General features: G+C 37.2%; 18 protein-coding genes. All 18 read right to left on the bottom strand.

The annotated features are described in order from the left end of the window. Window positions 1-9: 9 nt before the first annotated feature. Window positions 10-1,089: a sensor histidine kinase gene (locus I579_RS08805; protein ID WP_010753956.1), complete on the bottom strand. Its 1,080-nt coding sequence runs from the start codon at window positions 1,087-1,089 to the stop codon at window positions 10-12. Next, window positions 1,086-1,808, bottom strand: a complete 723-nt coding sequence (gene liaF, locus I579_RS08800) for a cell wall-active antibiotics response protein LiaF (protein WP_010753957.1) — start codon at window positions 1,806-1,808, stop codon at window positions 1,086-1,088. Before liaF ends, I579_RS08805 begins: the two co-directional genes overlap by 4 nt. 158 nt (window positions 1,809-1,966) lie before the next feature. Next, a complete protein-coding gene (gene greA, locus I579_RS08795; RefSeq protein ID WP_010753958.1) occupies window positions 1,967-2,446 on the bottom strand; it encodes a transcription elongation factor GreA in 480 nt (159 codons plus the stop codon). A 130-nt stretch (window positions 2,447-2,576) separates the two neighbouring features. Continuing rightward, on the bottom strand, window positions 2,577-3,899 hold the full coding sequence (mltG, locus tag I579_RS08790; protein ID WP_081633682.1) for an endolytic transglycosylase MltG: 1,323 nt from the start codon (window positions 3,897-3,899) through the stop codon (window positions 2,577-2,579). 140 nt (window positions 3,900-4,039) lie between these two features. Continuing rightward, window positions 4,040-5,032, bottom strand: coding sequence for a glycosyltransferase (locus tag I579_RS08785; protein WP_010753960.1), 993 nt, complete (start codon window positions 5,030-5,032; stop codon window positions 4,040-4,042). Further along, on the bottom strand, window positions 5,019-5,975 hold the full coding sequence (locus I579_RS08780) for a lysylphosphatidylglycerol synthase domain-containing protein (RefSeq protein WP_010753961.1): 957 nt from the start codon (window positions 5,973-5,975) through the stop codon (window positions 5,019-5,021). Before I579_RS08780 ends, I579_RS08785 begins: the two co-directional genes overlap by 14 nt. Window positions 5,976-6,042: 67 nt before the next feature. After that, window positions 6,043-7,782, bottom strand: coding sequence for a GH25 family lysozyme (locus tag I579_RS12565; protein WP_010753962.1), 1,740 nt, complete (start codon window positions 7,780-7,782; stop codon window positions 6,043-6,045). 96 nt (window positions 7,783-7,878) lie between these two features. Then, the gene (locus tag I579_RS08770) at window positions 7,879-10,629 is read right to left on the bottom strand and encodes a YfhO family protein (protein WP_010753963.1); all 2,751 of its coding nucleotides are present in this window, start codon (window positions 10,627-10,629) and stop codon (window positions 7,879-7,881) included. Between the two features lie 52 nt (window positions 10,630-10,681). Next, entirely contained in the window at window positions 10,682-12,472 is a 1,791-nt protein-coding gene (locus I579_RS08765; RefSeq protein WP_010753964.1) for an MFS transporter, read from the bottom strand. 37 nt (window positions 12,473-12,509) lie between these two features. After that, entirely contained in the window at window positions 12,510-13,469 is a 960-nt protein-coding gene (locus I579_RS08760) for a glycosyltransferase family 2 protein (RefSeq protein ID WP_010753965.1), read from the bottom strand. A 123-nt stretch (window positions 13,470-13,592) separates the two neighbouring features. After that, complete coding sequence (locus tag I579_RS13125; protein WP_010753966.1) at window positions 13,593-16,493, bottom strand: glycosyltransferase; 2,901 nt, start codon at window positions 16,491-16,493, stop codon at window positions 13,593-13,595. Window positions 16,494-16,519: 26 nt separating this feature from the next. Continuing rightward, window positions 16,520-17,788: an ABC transporter ATP-binding protein gene (locus I579_RS08750; RefSeq protein WP_010753967.1), complete on the bottom strand. Its 1,269-nt coding sequence runs from the start codon at window positions 17,786-17,788 to the stop codon at window positions 16,520-16,522. Next, entirely contained in the window at window positions 17,789-18,607 is an 819-nt protein-coding gene (locus tag I579_RS08745) for an ABC transporter permease (RefSeq protein ID WP_034810439.1), read from the bottom strand. A gap of 219 nt (window positions 18,608-18,826) precedes the next feature. Continuing rightward, window positions 18,827-19,996 carry a nucleotide sugar dehydrogenase gene (locus I579_RS08740; protein ID WP_010753969.1) on the bottom strand — a complete coding sequence of 390 codons (1,170 nt, stop codon included), beginning with the start codon at window positions 19,994-19,996 and terminating at the stop codon, window positions 18,827-18,829. A gap of 28 nt (window positions 19,997-20,024) precedes the next feature. Then, on the bottom strand, window positions 20,025-20,864 hold the full coding sequence (gene rfbD / locus I579_RS08735; protein ID WP_010753970.1) for a dTDP-4-dehydrorhamnose reductase: 840 nt from the start codon (window positions 20,862-20,864) through the stop codon (window positions 20,025-20,027). 81 nt (window positions 20,865-20,945) lie between these two features. Next, the gene (gene rfbB / locus I579_RS08730) at window positions 20,946-21,974 is read right to left on the bottom strand and encodes a dTDP-glucose 4,6-dehydratase (RefSeq protein WP_010753971.1); all 1,029 of its coding nucleotides are present in this window, start codon (window positions 21,972-21,974) and stop codon (window positions 20,946-20,948) included. A gap of 11 nt (window positions 21,975-21,985) precedes the next feature. Beyond that, the gene (gene rfbC, locus I579_RS08725) at window positions 21,986-22,567 is read right to left on the bottom strand and encodes a dTDP-4-dehydrorhamnose 3,5-epimerase (protein ID WP_010753972.1); all 582 of its coding nucleotides are present in this window, start codon (window positions 22,565-22,567) and stop codon (window positions 21,986-21,988) included. 4 nt (window positions 22,568-22,571) lie between these two features. Continuing rightward, window positions 22,572-23,441 carry a glucose-1-phosphate thymidylyltransferase RfbA gene (gene rfbA / locus I579_RS08720; protein WP_010753973.1) on the bottom strand — a complete coding sequence of 290 codons (870 nt, stop codon included), beginning with the start codon at window positions 23,439-23,441 and terminating at the stop codon, window positions 22,572-22,574. Window positions 23,442-23,471 lie beyond the last annotated feature (30 nt).

Raw genomic sequence — 23,471 nt, 5'->3', positions numbered from 1 at the left:
TCAGGGAATTTAGTTTCCACTAGCAAGCGGCTTAATCAAAGGAATCTTGATTTCAATACTGGTTCCTTGACCTTTAAAGCTAATGATTTTCACCATACCACCCACCGCAGCAATCCGCTCGCGAATGTTCATCAAGCCATAACTTCCCGCTTTCGGCTGACTAGTGTCAAAGCCAACCCCATCGTCAATCACTCGTAATAAGACGTTTTGATCGATTTCATGTAAATAGACTTCCAACTCGTTAGCCTTCGCATGACGCAACGTATTCGAAAGCAACTCCTGTACCACCCGAAACAGTTGATCTTCAATCGCCGTGGGCAAACTTACATCTTCCACGTCCCATTTCAGTTCAATTTTGATTTTTGATTGTAATTCTTTTAATAATTGCTCGATTCCTTGGCGCAGGCTCTTGCCTTCCAAGCTCACCGGACGCAAATGCAAGAGCAACGCCCGCATTTCTGATTGAGATGCATTAATAATATCCGTAACCATGGCCAGCTGCTTTTGCTGGGCTTCTGAGACTTGGTCTTTTTTGGCCTTTTCCGTAATCGCGGACAGCATCATCATGGCAGCAAATAATTGCTGGGAAACGGAATCGTGCAATTCTCGAGCCAAGCGATGACGCTCGATTTCTAAGATTTCTTCTTTCGTCTGCCCTTCCAATAGCCGAGGCTGGTTGTTCAATGTTTGCAATTCTGCCGAAATTTCCTGCATCTTACTAGCAATTACTTGCAAATCTTTGTCAATTCGCGTCACGTAATGATTTTCCTTAGAGTGGGGCAACTCCTTGGTCACGATTGGGCTGTCATAATTGCCACTAGCCATCACTCGCAGTTTTTCCTCAATTTCCCCATACAAACTCCGGCGAAACAGCGAAATTAAAAAGAATGCCAGTAAGCCAAATCCGATGGCGATTACGAGAATGTACAAGATCAAAGGGATAAAAAAGATCCGGGTCTCTAATAAGACTTTCCACCAATGGGAAATCTTTCGTGCATGAAGAAAGGAAAACATCACTAAGATTAACGTTAAGAAGGCAGCTAACCCCACATAAAAGGACAGCATTCCCTTGGAGATTTTGGCCATCATATACGGATCACCTCCACATCTCCTAAAAAGGTGCTGGTGATGATTTTAATCCGGCGGGGGTTCTCGTCATAGTCTTCACTGTAGACCTTTAAGGATTCATTTCTCAAAGTGCTTTGTTCCCCTTCAAAGATCAAATCCCCGGCAAAAGTAGCATACTCCACCATGACGCCGACACCTAGTGGCACCAAAATTCGCGTCCGGCCAATGCCTTTACGCACCAAGACCACGTTATCCCGTTTTGGCAAAATCGTATTGCCCAAATCGATAATCGTGTCTCCTGAAATGGCCAACAGATTGATATCATCCCATTCGTAGACTTGATTGCCAATGCGCTCATTGCCAAACAAAGGTTGTTTCACCTTCGTTCCCCCATGGGCTGAAGGTTCTTCACTTTCCACTATGGTAATGTGCTTCTTTTTCCAAAACGCATTTTTTGAAGGATCAATGCCTGAGACTTCAATGCCTTTTAACCCTACAAAAACGATTCCGAAGACGAGCATCAACCAGAGAGCGGGACTGGATACTAAGCTCAAAAAGACGCTGACGCCCCCGATAATGAACCAAAAGCCGTTTCGTTTCCGACGTTTGAAGCCCATGTAGAGGCACAATAGGCCAAAGCCCAACAAAATCAATAATTGGGGACTGCTGACGATTTGCCACACGGCCCATAAAAGCAATAGGGCTTCTCCCACAAAGAAAAAACGCCATGGATTTTTCACAGCAATCACCTCCTACTCTTTTTTATTTTATCATACCTAAAACAAAGGGAGAATCCATCGGTCTTAAGGTGGAGTTTCTTCCCTTTAGTCAGGCACAAAAAAGCTGTGACCCGCAGCCGGCTACTTGCCACAGCGGATCACAGCCTTGAAATTAGCGCTTAGTTTGGTGAAACTTTGGTGATTTTCACGTTCATGTCGCCACCAGGAGTCGAAATGATGACTTCATCGTCCACCCGTTTGCCAAGCAAGGCTTGGGCAATTGGTGAATCATTTGAGATCTTACCAGAAAATGGATCAGATTCGGCACTCCCGACAATGGTGTATTCTTCTTCTTCGCCATCAGGTAATTCGATAAACGTCACGGTCTTCCCGATAGAAACTTCATCTTTGTCCACGCCGTTGTTGTCGATGATTTGTGCAAAACGAATCATTGTTTCCAAAGTAGTAATGCGTCCTTCCACAAAGGCTTGTTCATCTTTCGCAGATTCATACTCGGAGTTTTCGGAAAGATCGCCGAAACCACGTGCGATTTTAATCCGTTCGATGATTTCCCCACGTTTCACCGTTTTTAATTCTTCTAGTTCTTGTTCTAATTTTACTTTTCCTTCAGCAGTCATTGGATATACTTTTTCTACCATAGCTAAATTCTCCTTTATTCCCATTACGTTTGACATTATTTCTCCGGGATTCCCCGTTTAAAGATTCTCGTTAAATCGCAACCAAAAGATTACCACGCTTTTTGTCAAAAGTAAATCACTTTCATCATTTTCAATCATTGTTGTTTACGTGTTCTTCCACCAAGGCATTGTGCTCTTCCAAGGTTTGGGCGTAATACACTTGCCCTGTGGAAACATCTGCAACGAAATAGTAGTAGTCATTGCTTTGCGGATTCAAGACCGCTTTAATGGACTGTTCACTTGGATTGTCAAATGGCCCCGGCCCATATCCCCGATTGGTATACAAGTTGTAAGGGGAATCCACCTCCAGATCCTTATACGTCACGAGCTCTTTGTGTTCGCCTAAAGCGTAAAGAATCGAAATATCTGACTGAATCGGCATATCAACCGCTAGACGATTGAAGAATACTTGGGCAATCTTCCGCCGGTCACTTTCATTGTTTCCTTCTTTTTCCACCAAGGAAGCCAGCGTCAGCACATGTTGCACCGTCAAGCCTTTGTCCGTAATCGTTTGATAATAAGGACTCATAACAGAGTTAGTTTTGTCCACCATCGATGTCACAAAGGTTTCCAAATCCGTTCCTTGATAATAATCATAAGTTGCTGGGAACAAGTACCCTTCAAGACGGTAGCGAACCCCTTCTGCTTCTGCTGCGGAATCCAACAGTTGTGGGTATTTCTTATGCAATTCTTCAAAGAACTCATCATTTTCCATTAAGTCCAAGAAATCTTTTTTCTTGATTTTCAAGTTCTTCTCAATCGCATCCCCAATCTGATCCACATCGTACCCTTCCGGAATCGTCAGCTTCACATCTGCTGCACCACCCGTACCGTTCACCAATGCTTCACTGATTTCATCTAAGGTCATGTCTGGTGATAAATTGTATTTCCCAGCTTGAAAGCCGGTTAAATTATTAAACTTCGTGTAGTAGTTAAAGATCATACCACTCTTAATCACATTATCTTTTTCCAAAATCTCCCCGATGGCTTTGTTGGAAGACCCTTGAGGAATCTCCACCGCAACCTTCTCGGAATTATTTGCATCTAAGGGTTTCAGCCCACTGGAAACATAGCGATAAATAGAAAAGGCTAAAATCGTACCCATAATCAGTAAAGCCACCACCACAATGGTGACGATTTTGCTGACCATGCGATTTTCCTTTTCACGTGAAGCTTTTCGGCGATATTCTTCCTGTTTCTTTTTGGAAACAGGTTTCTTATTTACCGGAGTTTTTCTCTCTAAATTTAGGTTCTTGTTCGATTGAGTCATTGAAGTACTCTTCTTCTCAGTCTTTTTCCCAGTACTGCTTCGTCTTGATCCCACCGAACTTGCTGCTTTTTCTGATTGATTTTTTGCTGTTATATTCGACGATTTCTCCACTTGTTTCTTGTCTGTGGATTTAAGAGATTCCATTACTTTTTTTCTGATGTCCCCTTCGTCTGGATGTTGTTTAGACAAAACAACTCCTCCTAACTTCGTATAGTAACTTGTACCATTATACACGAAAGTCAGAAGGAGGAAAAGGAGCAATTAGGAAGTAAACTGTCGACTAATTATGGGTTTCCCGACGATATATCCATAATGAGATTCGCCAAAGCCTGAGGATTCCCTCTTTCGACATAAAAAATATTAGTCGACGGTTTATATAATTCTCGATTGGCATCGGAATCTCCTAAAATAATTTTTTTTTGCATAGCTAAATAAATATATGTTTTGCCAGCGATTGTCCGATTTGCTTTTCCTACAGTGCTGCTGAAATGTCCCGATAAAGCAAGATCAGCTTGATTGATATACTCAGCTAAGTCTTTTTGAGTAACCCAAGGAATAAACGTCACATTTGGAAAATCCATCTCATTCACTTGAAATTTTGATCCAATGGGGCCGATTAAAGTAAAATGAATTTCTGAATGATTATTTAGCAGTTTTAATGCATCTAATATAACTTGAATCCCTTGAACTGGTAGAATACTTCCAAAATAGATTACTTCAAATTTAGCATTTTTTTCCCTTGGGTGCGGTTGATAAATAGATGAATCTGCCTCGATATACAGAACCCCGATTTTTCTTTTATTTATTCTAAATTCTTCTGAAAAAAATTCTCCATGAGCTTTTGTATCAACAACTACACAATCAGCCTTTTCTAAAGTTTTTCGATCCCAAAAATGCAGTGCTTTTGAAAAAAACGTATTATCTTTTATTTTCTTCCGATCGTCTACTAAAGTATCATAAAAAGAAATAAAAAAATCCATGACAATCAACTTATTCTTAGGTAAAAATGGAAAATACGGAAACAGTAGCTGGGGAGCAAATCCTAAAAATAAGCCATCAAAATCTCGTTTAATTAATTTGGGTAATAGTTTGAGGTATACAAAAAACAGCCTGATAAAATAATTGTTCGAAGGATGACAAATTATTTCTATTTCACTTGCTAGCCCTTTTAACCAGTTTATTTCCTGGGTGTTTCGGATATAGTCTAAATTTTTAGTAGATATAAAAAGAATTTTTTTATTATAAAACTTTTTTTCGATTTCTTCAATTGGAAGCATTTTGTCTCCCCTTTGTCTTATATATAATCTCAAAAATTTTGCCGAATACAAATGCTATACAATCTGCCACGACTAGCAATATTCGGATAATTACCATTGAAAGAGTGATTACATCAGTACCAATATACCCTCCAGTTACAGCGACCATGACAAGTTCCTTTATTCCAATACCTCCAGGTGCTCCAGGCGTGATAAAGCCCACAAGCCACGCAAGCGTATACGCAGAAAATAACTGGAGAAAAACTTGTGAGCTAAGTGGAGTATCGGTGATATAAATAACAACGATTAAATACATCAAACTCGAAATCATCAATACAATAATATAGTAAATCAAAGCGACTAGTATCGTTTTGATACTTTTCGTACTAAAAAGATAACTATAATTTTCAATTTTTTTCCATATTTGATTCCTAAACAAAAACATTAAAAATACCGCCAAAACGATGATAATTCCTACTATAATCAATGCAGTCTGCATCCAAGAATTAACTCGTAAATATTTTGCTATAAAATCGTATAAGAAGAAAATGGAAATTATTGCAGCGGCGATTACTGTAATTAGGACATCTAACATAGTCGCTAAAGCAACTGGTAAATGCGGAAGACGATTACGTACAGCCAACTGATTTCTTCCAACATATTGAAAAACATTACCTGGTACATACTTCATCAAGTTTGCACTTACATATACTGGAATTGTCTCTACAAAAGGAACTTTTCTTTCTGTTAACATTTCTACTAATATTTTCCATGGAAAAGCATTGGTCATTACCATCACAGATTGTACAACAATAATAATCAACATCGGAAAAATATTTTTTGAAACTAGCAACTGGCTGTAATCATAATCATTATTCATTAATCTCTTGATAACATAGAAAATAGCCACAATAGTAATTATGTTACCAATGATTTTTAACGACTTATTCAGGTTGTTTTTCAATGATTTACCTCCAACTTTTCTACTGTAAATATTATTCATTCACAAGTAATCAACTGTTGTTAGACAGCTACCGTCTAACAACAATTGACTCAAGACCAGTCCCTGTCCAATCGCCAAAGTACACTCTATCCGTTGCTTTTCCATAAGTAACTACTCTTTCAGCAACGCCGGAAGTTGTTAGATTGTTCTTAATGTGATAAGCATTCAATCTCCTTACTACCAAGCCGTCAACTTGATCCCCATTCCAATCACCGATAAATATCTCATCATCTGGCTTACCATAGGCAATCATGATATCAGCATTACCGTAAGAAATCGAATTCTTAATATGGAAAATATTTTCACGTCTAACAGTAACTGTTTCCTTTCCGTCACCGTCCCAGTCACCAAAATAGCAATCATCCGTCCCACGTCCATACGCTACAGAAAAATCTGCTTCACCGTCAGAAAGATCATTTTTAAAATAATACTTATTATCTCTTCTAACAGCAATAGTGTCTTTCCCATCACCATCCCAATCACCAAAATAAACTTGGTCACCATCTCTTCCAAATGAGATGGTGACATCTGCTTCACCACTAGATAACGAATCTTTAAAATAGTACATATTGCCTCTGCGAACGACAAACGTATCTTTGCCGTCGCCATTCCAATCACCGAAATATGTCACATCTTCCGGTCTGCCATATACTACTCTTAGATCTGCATTACCAGCTGAAAATGTATTTTTAAAGTAATAAACATTTCCATTATCAAGCAGGTCTTTATTTGTAAAGCGACCACCATAATCCTGATTAATATCAAAATAAACATCTGATTTTGAAGGAAAGACGTAGACTGAAGACCATTGCCAAGAAGCATACTTGCTATACCAGTTCATATTAGATGTCAAGTTAGTTGGGTAATGTGCAATCCAAATATTCTGATAACCAAATGTATTAGCGCTTAACTCTCCACCATCACCATATTCAGTAATCCAAGATGCCGAAGTATAGTACAGCACATTAGAAAACCCCAGCGAATTTAGTCTATTTTTAAAAGCAATTGTATTTAAACTAAGACTACCATTTTTCATAGCATTTTCCTCTATATCAATTACCATATTAACGGATTTATCCAGAATCCCAATACTTTCGACGTATGAAGCAAAATAATCTGCTTCCGCTCGTGCTTTAGCAGCTGTTGTGTAGTGAGCGTAATGATACACGGATACTTTCAATCCTGCCGCTAATGCATTCTTTACCTGTCCTTCAAAATAGTAACTGTTCTTATATGAAGTTCCTTCCGTCGCTTTTACTACAACTCCTGTTACTCCATAGCGAATCATTTCTTTGTAATCAGATACGCTAATTGTTCCGTTATGACTAGAAACATCGATAAAATTAGCCTCTGGAGTATTGTTATTACCAGCTATAACAGATGATCTTCCAGCTCTCGCAAGTTTATTAGAGTCCGTTTTGAAATTTGTGCCCATCTCTTTATTTGACGCCTCATCAATCTGTTCTTCAACCTTTTCTGGCACATCACTAACTTCATCTGGTTCAACTGTACTTTCAGTAGTAGAACTATTAGATAAACTAGACTCGCTACTTGTTTCTAATGAACTCTCTGTAGTTTCGGTAAGCTGTTCAGTCGAAGAGACAGTGCCCATTTCCCACATTGAGCTACTCTCCAATGAACTTTCCTGAAAAGAATTTTCTGTACTACTCTCACTCACATCATTTGCAGAACTCTCTGCAAAGCTTATCGTTGAATTTTGAAACAAGCATAACAAAATAATTAATAAAATTGATATTTTTTTTTTCAAGTGATTCCCTCCACTATGGTACAGACTAAAATTCTTGCAATCATACAATACTTTAAAATTCCTAATAGTCATTATTGTTTCCTATACAATCCACTCTTAAACTGTTATTCCATATTTGCTCAAAAGTATCTGAAGTTTTTTCCTAAAAAGAACTAGGATAAGAAGCACGACTACTGTGACACCGGTGACAATCCAACTAATAAATAAACTTTTACTATTGTGTTTTAAGACAATTGTGTGGTTTCCTTTTGGAATAACAATTGCCCTGAATAAGTAATTACCTTTATATACAGTAGTTTTTTGTCCATCAATATATGCATCCCAATTGCCATCGTTATATTCATTTATCAATACAACACGACTTTCATCAACGGTCGCATCAAAAGAAATTGTGCCATCACGGTTATTTACTGGAGAACTAATGCTTTCCTCCGCACTTAGTTTATTGCTATTTAGTACATTAGGATAATTATCTTCTTTCGAAAAGTACACTCTGTTTTTTCTATAATTATTCTCCATCGAAGAAAGAACATCTTTCGATGTTTTTTCCGTGATTATTTCATCAGTTAGCTGGATTTGCTGAGAGAAGTCTTCTAGCTCCCTTACCGTAATACCGTCTCCACCAATACGTTCGTTTTGCGTACTATAAAAAGGCTGTAGGACCAGATTTCCTCTGTAATCAGTTTCCGAAAAGTCACCTTCATAGCTTTTTTCATTGCTGGCATAGAAAGTAATTTTATGCTCCTCTTGAACATTGGTTTTTATCACAAGTTTGTATTCAGTATCTTTTGAATTCCCAATGGGATCAAAAGAAAAAGTGATGTAATCATTATCTTTCTGTTTATAAAGAGAAGTTGACGCCTGCCGTATTATCTCATCACTTTGTAAATCAATAAGTTGAATCGCTACACTATCCTGTTCTGTGAACTTTCCTTGGTAAGTACCAATCATCAATTTTAATGTAGATAAATTGTTTTCAGTGGCTGTAAATGTCTGAGTAAATACTTTTTCACCTTCATAAAATTCTCTCAGCGGAGTAACACCGGAGATAAATGGTTCTCGATCAGAAGCCCCCTCTGATTCACTTAAAATGTATTTGACCCCAAGATACTTTAACAAGTTCTCGTTATCAATTTTGTGAAAAGCGATTCTTGTCGGCGTTGAATAAGCTTCGTCATCTATTGCTTCATAATAATTTTTAATATCTTTATTCGTGTATACAAAATTATGACCACGAACATCTCTAATATTATAGTACATATTATTTGAAGCAAAAAAAGTCCATTGTCCGATAGATGCTGTTTTTTCTTGATTTTTCGTATTTTCTTTAACATACGACAATGAATCGGTTATGGGAGGTATAACTGATGCATCGTTCGAAATTAATGGCAAATAGTAACTGCCAAACCCAGCCATATCAATAATAACTAAAATAATTAACGACAACTTACATAATGTTATTGTCACCCTATTTTTTACAAATAAAGTGATTACACAAATAACGAATAACGCAATTAGTACCAACTTAGCAGTATCTACTTGCTCATTTAGTGCCTTACTTAATTTATAAGAGTCAATGATCGAATAAGCAATGTAAAAGAAGCCAATCCCAATTCCTAACAAGGAAACAAAGAAAAACTTTTTCTTTTTGTAATCCGCCAAGTTTTCGAATATATCCCCAATATTCAATCCAACTAAAACCGATAAACTAAAGTTAATTAAAACTATTAATCGGTATCTAATCGAAGTGTTTACTAATGGTAACATCTGATAAATCGGCGATAGTAGGTTCGTAAATACAAGGATGAACAGAACAATTAATGAGACTAAGAAAAACATATCTTTTGGTTTCTTTTTGATATTTAGGAACGACAATGGTAAGGAAACCATGGCTAAAATCCCCGTATATAAAGTAGCTTCGTTAACATGAATTGTCAAATCTTCACGAACATATGGGAAAAATAAAGTTCGTAAATAATCCAAGCTCAGCTTTGCTTCCGCAAGCCCCTTTCTAGAGTCATTATAGCCATTACCACCCACCGTCTGAAGTAATTCCAAAGTATACGGTAATGAAAGTAATGCACCCAAAACTACACAAGCAAAAAAGCTAAAAAAATAGCCTAATAACTTTCGCTTATCGTTCCAATATTTTTTTAACCCATAATATAATACATAGCAACCAACCAAATACATAAAATAAGCAGTGTAGGTAGGCATTCCAGCAACTAGCATACAAAAAATTATAAGGCTTCCACAAACAATCGTACTTACTTTAATCTTTTCTAATAATAAGTCCATCACTAAAAAAAGTAGAGGCGCCAACATTGTAACTTCTGAGTGAGGCCACCCATGCCAGACTACCATCGTTGAGCACAAAGCATATGATACACTCGAAATATAGCAGCCAATGCGAGAAATTTTAAGATGCTTCATATAAAAATACATAGCAAAAAAAGCAATGAGCACTTTTACAATGGAAATTACTAGAGGTGCTATATCAAATGGCAAAAGATAGACATAGTTTAAAAAAAATAGATAGATTGACATGCTCTGTGGTGCGCCTATTCCTAACATGGAAATCCATGATGTAAATGTTAGATTATGAATAGACTGATAAGCAATTGGATACACGTTATCTGCGGGATCAGATAAAAAAGGGCCTTTAGTCTTTACTCCCAAACTATCAAATGGTGAAAAAGAATATGTAACGTTAGTAAATGATAATTTCCAACCATCAAAAATAATTGGACTATAGAGTAACAAAAGCATAAACGCTATGACAATGATAGCAACTAAATACTTTTGATTATTTCTTATCAATTTTTTCATTTTTTCAAAATAAACCATTATTAAATCCTCTTCATTCATGAATGTTATATCGAAACTGAGCGTGTATCGACTATTCCGATACACGCTCAGTTTTCTGATGTTTTCCCATCATCTGACTACGCCTGCCCAATGCTTCAAACAATGCTCCAAAACAGAGTATATAAATAATCTGCAAAATTGGAATCGCCCCACTACTATAAAAGTATAATCGATTCATAGTGTCACCCGACACCCAGGAATACGCCCAGGAAACTCCTAATAGTAGGATAAAATATGACAATACTAAACCAATAGATACTAGTACAATCAAGAAGTGCTTATCATTATAACCTTGTCTTTTCAAATTTATAATAGAAGAAACAAAGCCTATAATAGACAGAATAATCACAGGAATACTAGTTATTTTGTATAGCGAAATAATTCGATTAATACGTTTGACAACTCCGCCAATTGATTTATTATACTGAGCTTGTTCAGAGCTGACGGGATAATTCAAAGGTGAATTAATCAACATCTCTATTTCTCTCGTTGCCATAACATCTCCACTAACAGCTCGATTATCTTCGGTAACAAAATAACTCCGATATAGCGCCGTTTCCTGAGCTGTATATAATATTTTAGGAAGTACATTCTTTTTGATATCTTCAATCTTTTTGGCAGGGGCCGATTTTGAAACAGAGATTCCGCCACTTCTTTTCTTCAGGCGCCCATCATTAAAGCCCGCCATCAATTCCTCATGAATCGCTTTATAGAAATTATCTGTGACTTTACCACCGAGTTCTTTTTTTCCATTTACGACTAATTCCTGTTGATAACCTACCCCGGCTCTTTCGACAGCTAAGCGTAAAAGCCAAACTACTTTTCCACTAAACATTTCTTGCTGCTTTTCTCCATCAATTTTCACCATCAATGTAGAATTTGGAACATAAAAACTATCAAATTGCTCTTCAAGTTTTCTCAAGGTTGGAGAAACTTCCATAGCACTCCTTAATGCAGTTCGATGTACCCAAATATACTCTTGATTTGTCCCATCATCAATTGCAATTAAGTCGGCAATAACATTTTGAAAATGTGTTTGTGTATGGTCATTAACTGCATAAATCCCATATTTTTCTTCATTTTGATGACTAAGAGCCATAGTTAAACCAAAGAATATGGCAATTGGTATTAGCAGTGATCCCATTTTTATTACTTTCTCTAACACACGTTCTTTACCAAATAGAATGAAAAAGAATGTGATAGCCAAAGCAACGTAAAAAAGTGGTTTTAACCATATACTATCTTCACGAAGATACGTAAAAGAAAAAAACGATACCCCTGCTAAAATTGACCAAGCAATTAGCAAATACTTAGAACGATTGCGATACAAGAAAAGTGCAATCAAGCTTGCAACTAGTAATACAATTAAAGGAGTTAATAGAGCATCTCTGTATAGCCGAAACCCGAATTTTTTATCCAACATTACAGGAGAATAGAGCAAAAATATATAGGCAAAAAATCGAAATAAGGTACTTCGCATAACTGGACTTAGTGCGCAGATCAATACAATGATGGAGAAGATGTAGAACATTATCAACGCAAAAGGATATGCAACTCCAATCTTATTTACAAAAATGTAAAAGAACGAATACATTGGATTCTTTACCAATGTATTGGAATTATAATCCCCAAACCAATTCCCTTTTAAAATTTCAGTTGCTTGCATTACAAACACATGCTCGTCTACCCCACCACCAGCAAATGTAACTGGAGGAAGTTTTAGTTGAAGTATAATTCTGTACACAGTCAAAAAAGAAGCTAGGAGTACGAGAAAAATTCTACCCGTTTCCTTCGTAGCTACCTTATTAATTATTTTTTTCATCAATAAACTCCCATTGCATAAAAAATGAGGATAAAAATTATTTTTTGGAATCTAAGTCCTGAGAATAATCCATTTTTCGAACACGAACCTGAATATCCTCCAGAATTTTTCGATTTGCGGCAATCATATCCCCTTGTAATCCAATAACAAACGTCTGAAAGCCAATCATCATCAAAGTACTCGATAATATGAGAGACTGTATGTGTCCATTACCTGTTCCTTGAAAAAAGAAAAAGAGGAAGCGCAGACCAATTAATCCACCCACTGCAAAAATAATACCGCCTAATAATGAAAAAAATCTCAACGGTTTGTACATCATGAATGCACGTAAAATGGTTAACATGGATTTTTTTACATATCCAAACATACTCGAAAACAGTCTTGACGGTCTTAGCTCTGCGTTAGTTCTAATTGGGACTGAAGTTTGCGCAATTTTATTTCTACCAGCTTGGACAATAGTTTCAAGAGTATAAGTATACTCGTTAGCAACATTTAACTGTATAGCGGCATTTCGACTATATGCCCTAAAACCACTTGGCGCGTCAGGAATATCCGAGTTAGATGCTTTTCGTACAACCCAACTCCCAAACTTCTGTAATCGTTTTTTCAAAGGAGAAAAATGTTCAGTATCCATAATTGGTCGTTCACCAATAACAATATCAGATTTTCCATCTAAAATTGGTCGCACAAGTTTTTCAATATCTTCTCCAGCATACTGATTATCTGCATCGGTATTAACAATGATATCTGCTCCATTCCTCAAGGCTGCATCTATCCCTGCCATAAATCCTTTAGCTAAACCTTTATTTCGTTTGAAATTAACAACATAGTTTACGCCCCAGTTTTTTGCTACCTCAACCGTATTATCTTTACTACCGTCATTAATAATAAGTACTTCTATTTCATCAATACCGTCTATTTTTTTGGGAAGATCATTTAACGCAATTTCCAATGTTTCGGCTTCATTATAACAAGGTATTTGAATAATTAACTTCATTTTATAAAACTCCTCTTTTAACATCTCAAATCCAATCAACGCAAGGACACTTTGATTATCGTTCTTATAACAACTCGTTCTGCTTATCAAATTCAGAATAGCATTGAACAACTACAACAAAGCCTATCGACCAATTACAGTAAAAGGTGCTGCATTTAAGGAGAAGTTTTCATTATACGCAGGATCGTGCAACAATTCTTCTCCATATCTTACTTGCATCTTTTCTATTTCTCGATTGAAGCGTTTCACCTTTTCTGGTGTATCCTCATAACCTCTAGACTTTGATTCATAATGATACAATTCAGCATCATGTGCCCAAACATTATCTCTTCCAAGTGCTTTTACTCGTAAGCATAAATCAATATCATTAAACGCAACTTCAAGAGTTTCATCAAAACCGTTAACGAGATTGAAATCTGATTTACTAATCATTAAACACGCAGCTGTAACTGCAGAATAATTATAATCTGTATAAAGCCTACTAAAATAACCAGGATTATCTTTTCCTGCATTTAGGAAAGTATGTCCAGCGACACCCCCTAAACCAACTATCACCCCACCATGTTGAATAGTATCATCCATATACCAAAGTTTAGCACCCACACAACCAACTCTGTCAAATTGACAAAAACCAAGCATCGTCTCAATCCAGTCCGAACTAATAATTGATGTATCGTTATTTAGAAACAACAGATACTTTCCAGATGATGCTTCTACTGCAAGATTATTAATACGTGAGTAATTAAATGGCATATCTAAAAGAACATTCTTGAATCGACTTCCCAATAATTCACGATATGAAGCAAACAATTCTTGCATTTTAGGATCATCACTCCCGTTATCTGCTATGATAATTTCATAGTTTGGATATGATGATTTATTGATAATGGAATCCACACATGTTTTCAAATCTTCATAACCATTCCGAGTAGGAATGACTATTGAAACTTTTGCTTCTTCCACTAAATCATACTTCACATCGTAAACCCCAGGATACCTACCTTTTTTGACAACAGCGTTAATCTTTCTTCTTTTTAGTGCTTCTTGAACAGATTTAACACCAATATCGTAAGCATAATTTTTCTCTCCAGAAGCTAAAGCCGTAGATCCAGTAATTGCACGCCAATGATATAAAATCTTTGGAATATGGGCAATTTCGTTACGATTAATTTTTTCAACAAACCTAAGCAAGAAATCGTGATCTTGAGCTCCTTCAAACCCTTTTCTAAATCCATTAATTTCTCGTGCAATAGAGGTTCTATAAATACCAAGGTGAGAAACATAATTTTGATTTAAAATTAAATCTGGAGACCAATCTGGTTTAAAGTGCGGATCAAAACGTTCACCATATTCATCGATTTTGTCTTCATCAGAATATATTAAAGATAAGTCTTGGTTCTCATTAAGTATTTTTACTACTTCGTATAGAGCATTTGCTGGAAGTTCATCATCATTGTCCACCAAAGCGATAAACTCACCTTTAGCTAAAGCTAAAGCAGAATTGGTAGCTTCAGAAATATGTCCGTTTTCTTTTCTAAATACAACTTTAATTCTATTGTCCAAATTTTGAAGCTGTTTCAGAGTTTCTTTCGTTTCTTTTTTTGTAGAGCAATCATCTGCCAGACAGATCTCCCAATTTTTGTACCATTGATTTTGTATCGATTCTACACATTTGTTAAGCCACTCTTTTTCAACATTATAAACGGGAATTAAAATAGAAATCAAAGGCTCATATGCAAGCTTGGTTAAATCTTTTCGATCTCCAGATACATCTCTAGACTCTCTATTTACAATCCAATCTTTATAGCTACTATCTCTTTCAACTTGCTTATTTTTAATCTTATTGATTACGCCTTTAGTCCCGGAAACTCGATATACACGAACGACCTTATCAATATATTGTTTTGAAAGCTTCAATACTCTGACAGGAGCTGTTAGCGCCCGTCCTACTTTCCATGTTTTTGATCGCATAATATCCGCGTATTGATTTTCGATGTTAAAAATATGAGTATCTTTATCCTCTATCATCATTTCCTTGACACGAACAGTCTTTTCTTTTAATTTTAATTCCTTTAATTGTTCTTCTATTTTTTTTGATTGTTCTTCTATTTTTTTTGATTGTTCTTCTATTTTTTTTGATTGTTCTTCTATTTCTTTTTGTAATAAATCATTAATTCGATTCAACTTGTCAGATTTTTCTTGCAGGAAAGAATGCTGAATGGACAATTCATCCAGTTGATTCTTATTTTGATTACTTTCTTCGACTTTATGCTCATATTGATTGTTAAGTTCCCGATACCAACTACCCATATGGGTTGTTTGATTATTTAAATATTCTGGGTACTTTTGAATAATATAGTTATAAACTTCAATCCACTTGATTCTTTTTAAACGATCATCACCGCGATTTCCTTGAGAGTTATCTAATACTCGGTAATTTAAGTAAAGATTCGGTACTTTCGTGGCTTTAGCTCCAGAGTGTATTAAGCTTAAAAAGAAATCATAGTCTTGCATAAACAGCCGATTTAGTTCTGGATCGAAGCGGTGACTACCAAGAATCCCCTTCTTGAAAAGAGAACAGGTATCAATAAAGTTTACTGTTATTAACCGTCCCAGTGAAAAATCTGGTGCTTCGATTAAAACTTCTCCCGTGTCAGAGTTTTTTAAAGAACAGTATACAATATCAGAATCTGATTCAAGTAGGGTGTTTAAAGATTTTTCGATATGGTTTGGCTCTAAATAATTATCTCCATCGACAATTAAAATATATTCTCCAACTGCCCAATCTAACCCAATATTTCTCGACAAACAGGCTCCTAAATTTTTCTGATTAACATAATCCGTTTTTTTGAAAGGGGACTTCTCTATCGTCTTACGAATAATTTCATCCGATTCATCCGTCGAACCGTCATTAATCACCAATAACTCAATGGTTTGTATTGACTGGTTAAAGATGCTCTCAATACATTGCTTTATAAATGGAGCTTTATTATAACATGTCACAATAACTGAAACTGTATTCATCATTCTCTCCTAACTTCTGTAAATGATTATTTCGCTGTCCATTGTCCATTTTTCTTGATAACGCCACTACTTGCAATTCTTTCACTTTTAGTCATATTTGCTTTCGGCGAAATTATAAGCACTGGTGAATTTTCTGTATCAGAAAAAATCATTGGTTCATCTTCGTCATTTCGAACGGCCACATTTAATTTTAGTTTGCATTTGTTAAGTTCAGACAAGTGACAGGTATAGCGGAAAAGTTTTTCCCCAGCTTTAGAAGTTTTGAAATCATACGAATTATCATTGTAAATCCACACGTTACGGTCGATATCTACCATGGAAAACGCAATATAAGTAGGAATATCTTCTAAAACGTTATAAGAAATTTCAAATTCTACCACTCTATCTGAATCCTCCAACAACTTTTTAGAAAGTAACCTAACTTTTAAATCACGAACAGGAGAAAGGTTTTCCTTTTGGTTTTGGACATTATTTATCCTTTCTTCAACTTCCTCGATTGGCTCAGGAGTGTTTTGAGTGACGACCTCTTCAATAACAGTCGCAGATCCTTTTTGTGTAACATTATCTAAAGAATATTGATTGGCTACTTCGTCAGGAGACCCAATCACTTTTATTTCTCCTTTATCGATTAATATTGCTCGGTTGCAATACTTACGGACAGAATCCATATCATGGGTAACCAAAATAATTGTTTTTTTGTCACGTTTCGCATTCAAAAAATAATCGTTACATTTCCGTTGAAACGCTTCATCACCCACAGCTAAGACCTCGTCTAAAACCAAAATGTCACTTTTTGCTTGAATAGCCACTGCAAAAGCTAGTCGGACTTGCATACCACTAGAGTAATTTTTTAGTTTTTGGTGCATGAAATCTTCTAATTCGGCAAACGCAACAATATCTCCATACATTTCATCAATTTCTTTTTCAGGAAACCCCAGCATCGCGCCATTCAAGTAAACATTTTCTTTTCCAGTCAGCTCAGGATTAAAGCCTACTCCCAACTCAATAAAAGATACTAATTTTCCATTAACTTCTACAGTGCCACGCTCTGGAAAATAAATTTGTGAAATGATTTTTAATAAGGTAGACTTACCACTACCATTACGTCCTACAATTCCAAAAAAATCTCCTTGATTCACTTCAAAGGAAATGCCTCTCAAAACTTTTTGATCTCGGTAGCCTTTTATCCCCTTAAAATAGTTAACAATTGTCCTTTTTAAACTGGTACTATTATCAGTTGGTAAATGAAAAGTCTTGCTCACATTACTTACTTTTACTGCTACGTTATTCTTCATTTAAATAATCTCCGCAAATTTCTTAGAATTTCTATTGAATATTAAAAATCCAACAATCAATAATACAAAGGGTAAAATATAAGGAAACGCAACTAACGCTTTATTTCCCACAAGCTGCCACACAGTGAGATTTATCGTGCTAGTAAGCCCATGACGAGCATCTTGAATAATTTGTGCCAAAGGATTCATCATCAATATTTTTGCTATCTTAGGGCTCATATTAATTACAAGAGTTATCGGATAAATAATTGGTGTCAAATACATCCCAGCTTGCAATAAGACTTCCCAAATTGGACCAATATCACGAAATCTGACGTAAACTGTAGCTAATATGAATGCTACCCCCAAAGAAAATGCATACAACTCTACTAGTAAAAACGGGAGAATCATCGCAAACTTCGTTATTTCAACCCCATTTATCAAACCAAAAATAAAAACAATAATCAAATTAATTACCAGGTTTATCAGAGCATTGATTGAAACAGAAACCACGACAATATGAGAAGGAAAACTCAGTTTTCTAAGTAAATCCCCCCGAATTACAATTGATTGCATTCCTTGGCTTGTAGTTTCTGTAAAAAATTGCCATAAGACCATTCCTAAAAGTAAAGCCACAGCAAAATGAGGAACATCGTCCCCAAACCTTAGGAAGTAGATAAACACCACATACATAACTGCAAAAAGCATGAGTGGCTTCAAAACGGACCATAGATACCCAATCACACTACCTTGATAACGCAATTTAAAATCCGTCTTTACAAGTTCCCGCAGTAAAATACGATTTTTTTTCTCAAACACAGAATTGACACTCCTATTCATTAACCTGAAATTTTAATTTGTATAATTTCAGCATTATTTCCAAAATGACTAACTCTCCAAATCAAATTGGTACATCAGCTATCAAGAATTTTTTACAGCTATGTATTAGTATTTTCTAAAAGGATAATTGCTGGAGCTTTGGTTATTGCCCCAGCAATTACAAAAAAGCCAAGTTTTTTTCAAACCAAGAGGACTGCATCGAATATAATTACTCAACTATTAATCTCGTCGAAAAATATCACGGGTGTACACTTTATCCATCACATCAGATAAAGATTCTTCATATCGATTAGAAACAATTACATCTGAAATATCTTTAAATTCATCTAAATCTTTCAAGACTTTAGAATTAAAAAAGGTATCTTCTGATAAAGTTGGCTCATAAACCACTACTTCAATTCCTTTTGCCTTTATTCGTTTCATAACGCCTTGAATTGAAGAATATCTAAAATTATCGGAATTAGATTTCATTGTCAATCGATAGATTCCAACAACTTTTGGATTTTTTTCTAGAATTTGTTCAGCAATAAAGTCTTTTCTAGTAACATTGGCATCCACGATTGCACCAATGATATTGTTTGGCACATCTTCGAAATTAGCACGTAGTTGTTTAGTATCTTTTGGTAAGCAGTAACCACCATACCCAAAGGAAGGGTTGTTATAATGGGAACCAATGCGAGGATCTAAGCCAACACCTTCAATTATTTGACCAGAGTTTAAATCCCGGACTGCTGCATAAGTATCAAGCTCATTGAAGAAAGCTACTCGTAAAGCTAGATAAGTATTGGAAAATAATTTAATCGCTTCAGCTTCAGTAGAGTGCGTCAACAATACCGGAATCTCATTATCTACCGCGTTTTCCTTAAACAAATCAGCTATTTGTTGCCCACGGTCAGAACACTCACCAATTACGATTCTTGTTGGATGCAAATTATCATACAGTGCTTTTCCTTCACGTAAAAACTCTGGTGAAAAAACAATATTTTCTGTTTTGAATTTTTCTTTTATCTGATTTGTATAACCAACCGGCACAGTCGATTTGATAATAAAAGTTGCATCTGGACGAATTTCTAATGCTTTCGAAATAACATCCTCTACAGTAGAAGTATCAAAATAATTTTTTTTCTCATCGTAATCAGTTGGGGTTGCAACAATCAAATAATCAGCAAATTGTACAGCTTCCAAGAACGATTTCGTAAAATGAATATTCAAATCTTCTCTTAGTAAAAATTTATGGATTTCCGCATCTTCAATAGGCGATTTTCGATCATTCAACATATCTACTTTTTCGCCAACAATATCATACGCTGTGACATTCTCATTCTGAGAGAGTAGCAATGCGTTTGCGAGCCCAACATATCCTAATCCAAAAACGGAAATTTTTGTCATCTGAATTCTTCTTTCTAGCAATCGCTATTTATTTTCCTTGCGCCAACATTTGCGCCAATGCTTCTTCCCAAGTCGGGATTTCAAAGCCCAACGCCTTAGTCTTACTCAAGTCCATGACTGCATATTGAGGGCGTATAGCTTTTTGAGGATATTGTTCTGAAGTCACTGGTTGAACATCTACATCTGTATCTTTTAAAATTTCTTTGGCAAATTCGTACCACGAACAACTGTTGTCATTAGACAAATGATACACGCCATAAGGCGCTTGTTTTTCTACCGCAAAAGTCATGAATTCTGCCAATGTCCGCGTCCAAGTTGGTCGACCAAATTGATCGTTGACCACTGTTAATTTCGGATGAGTTTCCGCCAAGCTTTGCATGGTGAAGACAAAGTTGTGCCCGTATTGACCAAAGACCCAAGAAGTCCGGATGATGTAATAGCGCTCCATGATCTCTTCCACCGCTTGTTCTCCGAGTAATTTCGTCCGACCATATTCGTTTAACGGATTCGTCGGCGCATCCACAGCATATTCCCCGTCTTTCAACTTTCCATCAAAGACATAGTCGGTACTAACGTAAACCAACAATGCATCCACCGCTTTTGCTGCTAAGGCAACATTACGGGTGCCATCCACATTAATTTTTTCGTCTAGTTCTTTGCCTTCTTCTTCGGCTTTGTCCACCGCAGTATAGGCCGCACAATGATAAATAATCGTCGGCTGAAGTTTTTGGATGTACTCCATGGTCGCTTCAGCATTCGTAATATCTAATTCTTTCACGTCTGTGGCCACGAATTCTTGACCTTGTTCGTTTAGTAGATGTTGGAGTTCTGTGCCTAGTTGACCGTTGCCCCCTGTTAGTAAAATCATTTCGTTGCCTCCATTATTCAGACTGTCTCCTGCCCCAAACTTGCCCAACTAGTTTAACTCAGTTGGGCAAGTGGACAGAATTTATTGACCGTTTTCAGCATATTTGGCTTCCACAGCAGCTTTTTCTGCTTGCCACCAGTCTTCGTGCTCCGTATACCACTCGATGGTATGGGCCAAGCCGTCTTTAAAGTTAGTGAACTCTGGTTGCCAACCTAATTCTTCTCTTAGGCGAGTGGAATCAATAGCGTAGCGCAAATCGTGCCCCGGACGGTCGTTCACATGATCGTAATCGTCCTTGTCTTTGCCCATCATTTCCAAGATTAATTCCAAGACAGTTTTATTGTCTTCTTCTCCATCGGCACCGATTAAGTACGTTTCGCCAATTTGGCCTTTAGTCAAAATCAACCACACTGCGGAAGAATGATCGTTGGTATGAATCCAGTCTCGGACATTTTTACCGTCACCGTATAATTTTGGCCGAATCCCACTGAGGATATTGGTAATTTGGCGTGGAATGAATTTTTCGATGTGTTGGTAAGGACCGTAGTTATTGGAACAGTTGGAGATCGTCGCTTGTAGGCCAAACGAACGAACCCACGCGCGCACCAACAAGTCCGAACTAGCTTTTGATGCAGAGTAAGGACTGGAAGGATTGTAAGGTGTTTCTGCGGTGAATTTCTCGCCGGGGCCTTCCCCATGACCTGGCAAGTCTTCTCGTAGTGGTAAGTCCCCATACACTTCATCCGTGGAGACGTGGTGGTAACGCACGTTGTATTTCCGGCACGCTTCTAATAACGTAAACGTCCCGACAATATTGGTTTGAATAAAAGGAGATGGATCTTGCAAGGAATTGTCATTGTGAGATTCCGCTGCGTAATGGACCACCGCATCCGTGTCTTTCACTAAGCTTTCCACGAGTTCGGCATCGGCAATGTCCCCAACCACTAATTTCACGCGATCTTCTGGAAGGCCATCTAAGTTGGCCCGGTTGCCTGCGTAAGTTAATTTATCTAAAACCGTCACGTGGACTTCTGGATGATGATTTACCACATAATGTACAAAGTTTGAGCCGATAAAGCCGGCACCACCAGTTACAATAATCTTTTTCATGAGTTTTCTCCTTAAATTTCACCATAGACGAAAGGATTTTCCGCTGAAAATTCTTTCAAGGTTGGATGATGTTGGTCTTTTTCAGAAAGAATAGCTTTTTTGATATTAATCGGCCAGTCAATGGCCAAATCAGGGTCGTCAAAGGCGATGCCACCGTCTGCTTCCGCATTATAGTAGTTGTCACACTTGTACAAGAAGTTGACATTATCTGTCAAGGTCACAAAGCCATGGGCAAAACCTTTAGGTACCAACAGCTGACGATGATTGGCTTCGGATAAGATGTAGCCTTCCCATTTGCCATAAGTTGGACTACCTTTTCTGATGTCCACGATTACGTCTAAAACAGCTCCAGTGACCACTCGAATCAATTTTGTTTGCGCCGCTGCCCCTTTTTGGAAGTGTAAGCCGCGCAAAACGCCGGCTTGGCTGGACAAGGAATGGTTATCTTGCACAAAGTTCGCAGTAATTCCTGCTGCTTTAAAGTCTTCTTCAGAATAGCTTTCCGTGAAAAAGCCTCGGTGATCCCCAAAGACTGCGGGTTCCACGATAAGTACATCGGTTAAGTTGGTTTTTGTTACGTTAATTTGTCCCATTTTCTTACGCCTCTTCTGCTAAACGGAGCAAATATTGCCCGTATTGATTTTTCTTTAGTGGTTGTGCTAATTCCAACAATTTGGCTTGATCGATATAGCCCATGCGATAGGCAATCTCTTCTAAGCACGCGACTTTTAAGTTTTGTCGTTTTTCAATGGTTTCGATAAAGGTGGACGCTTCCAGTAATGACTCATGGGTGCCCGTATCTAACCAGGCAAAGCCTCGACCCATGACTTCTACTGCCAGTTTGCCCCGCTCCAAGTAAGCTTGGTTCACATCTGTGATTTCCAATTCCCCTCGAGGAGAAGGCTTGATGTTTTTCGCAATTTCTACCACGTCATTGTCGTAGAAATACAATCCGGTAACCGCATAATTGGATTTAGGTTCCGTTGGTTTTTCTTCAATGGAAACAGCATTCATGTCATTATCAAATTCCACCACACCAAAGCGTTCTGGATCATTTACATGGTAGCCGAAAACGGTCGCGCCACTTTCTTTCGCCGCCGCCCGTTGGAGCATTTTAGACAAGCCACCACCGTAGTAGATATTGTCCCCTAGAATCAAGCAGACACTGTCATTACCGATAAAGTCTGCTCCTAGGATAAAGGCTTGCGCCAAGCCATCTGGACTTTCTTGGACCGCATATTCAATGGATAAGCCTAAATCAGAGCCATCCCCGAATAGTTCTTCAAACCGTGGCGTATCTTGTGGAGTGGAAATGATTAAGATTTCCTTGATTCCCGCCAACATTAATGTAGACATCGGGTAATAAATCATGGGTTTGTCATAAATGGGCATCAGTTGTTTTGATGTCGCTTTGGTTAATGGATACAGACGGGTGCCACTGCCCCCGGCTAAAATGATTCCTTTCATAGAACCGCTCCTTTTAAAAGGTATTTTAAA

The organism is Enterococcus asini ATCC 700915 (assembly GCF_000407365.1).
In the GTDB taxonomy this organism is placed as follows: domain Bacteria; phylum Bacillota; class Bacilli; order Lactobacillales; family Enterococcaceae; genus Enterococcus_C; species Enterococcus_C asini.
This window is presented reverse-complemented; position numbering and strand designations above follow the sequence as displayed.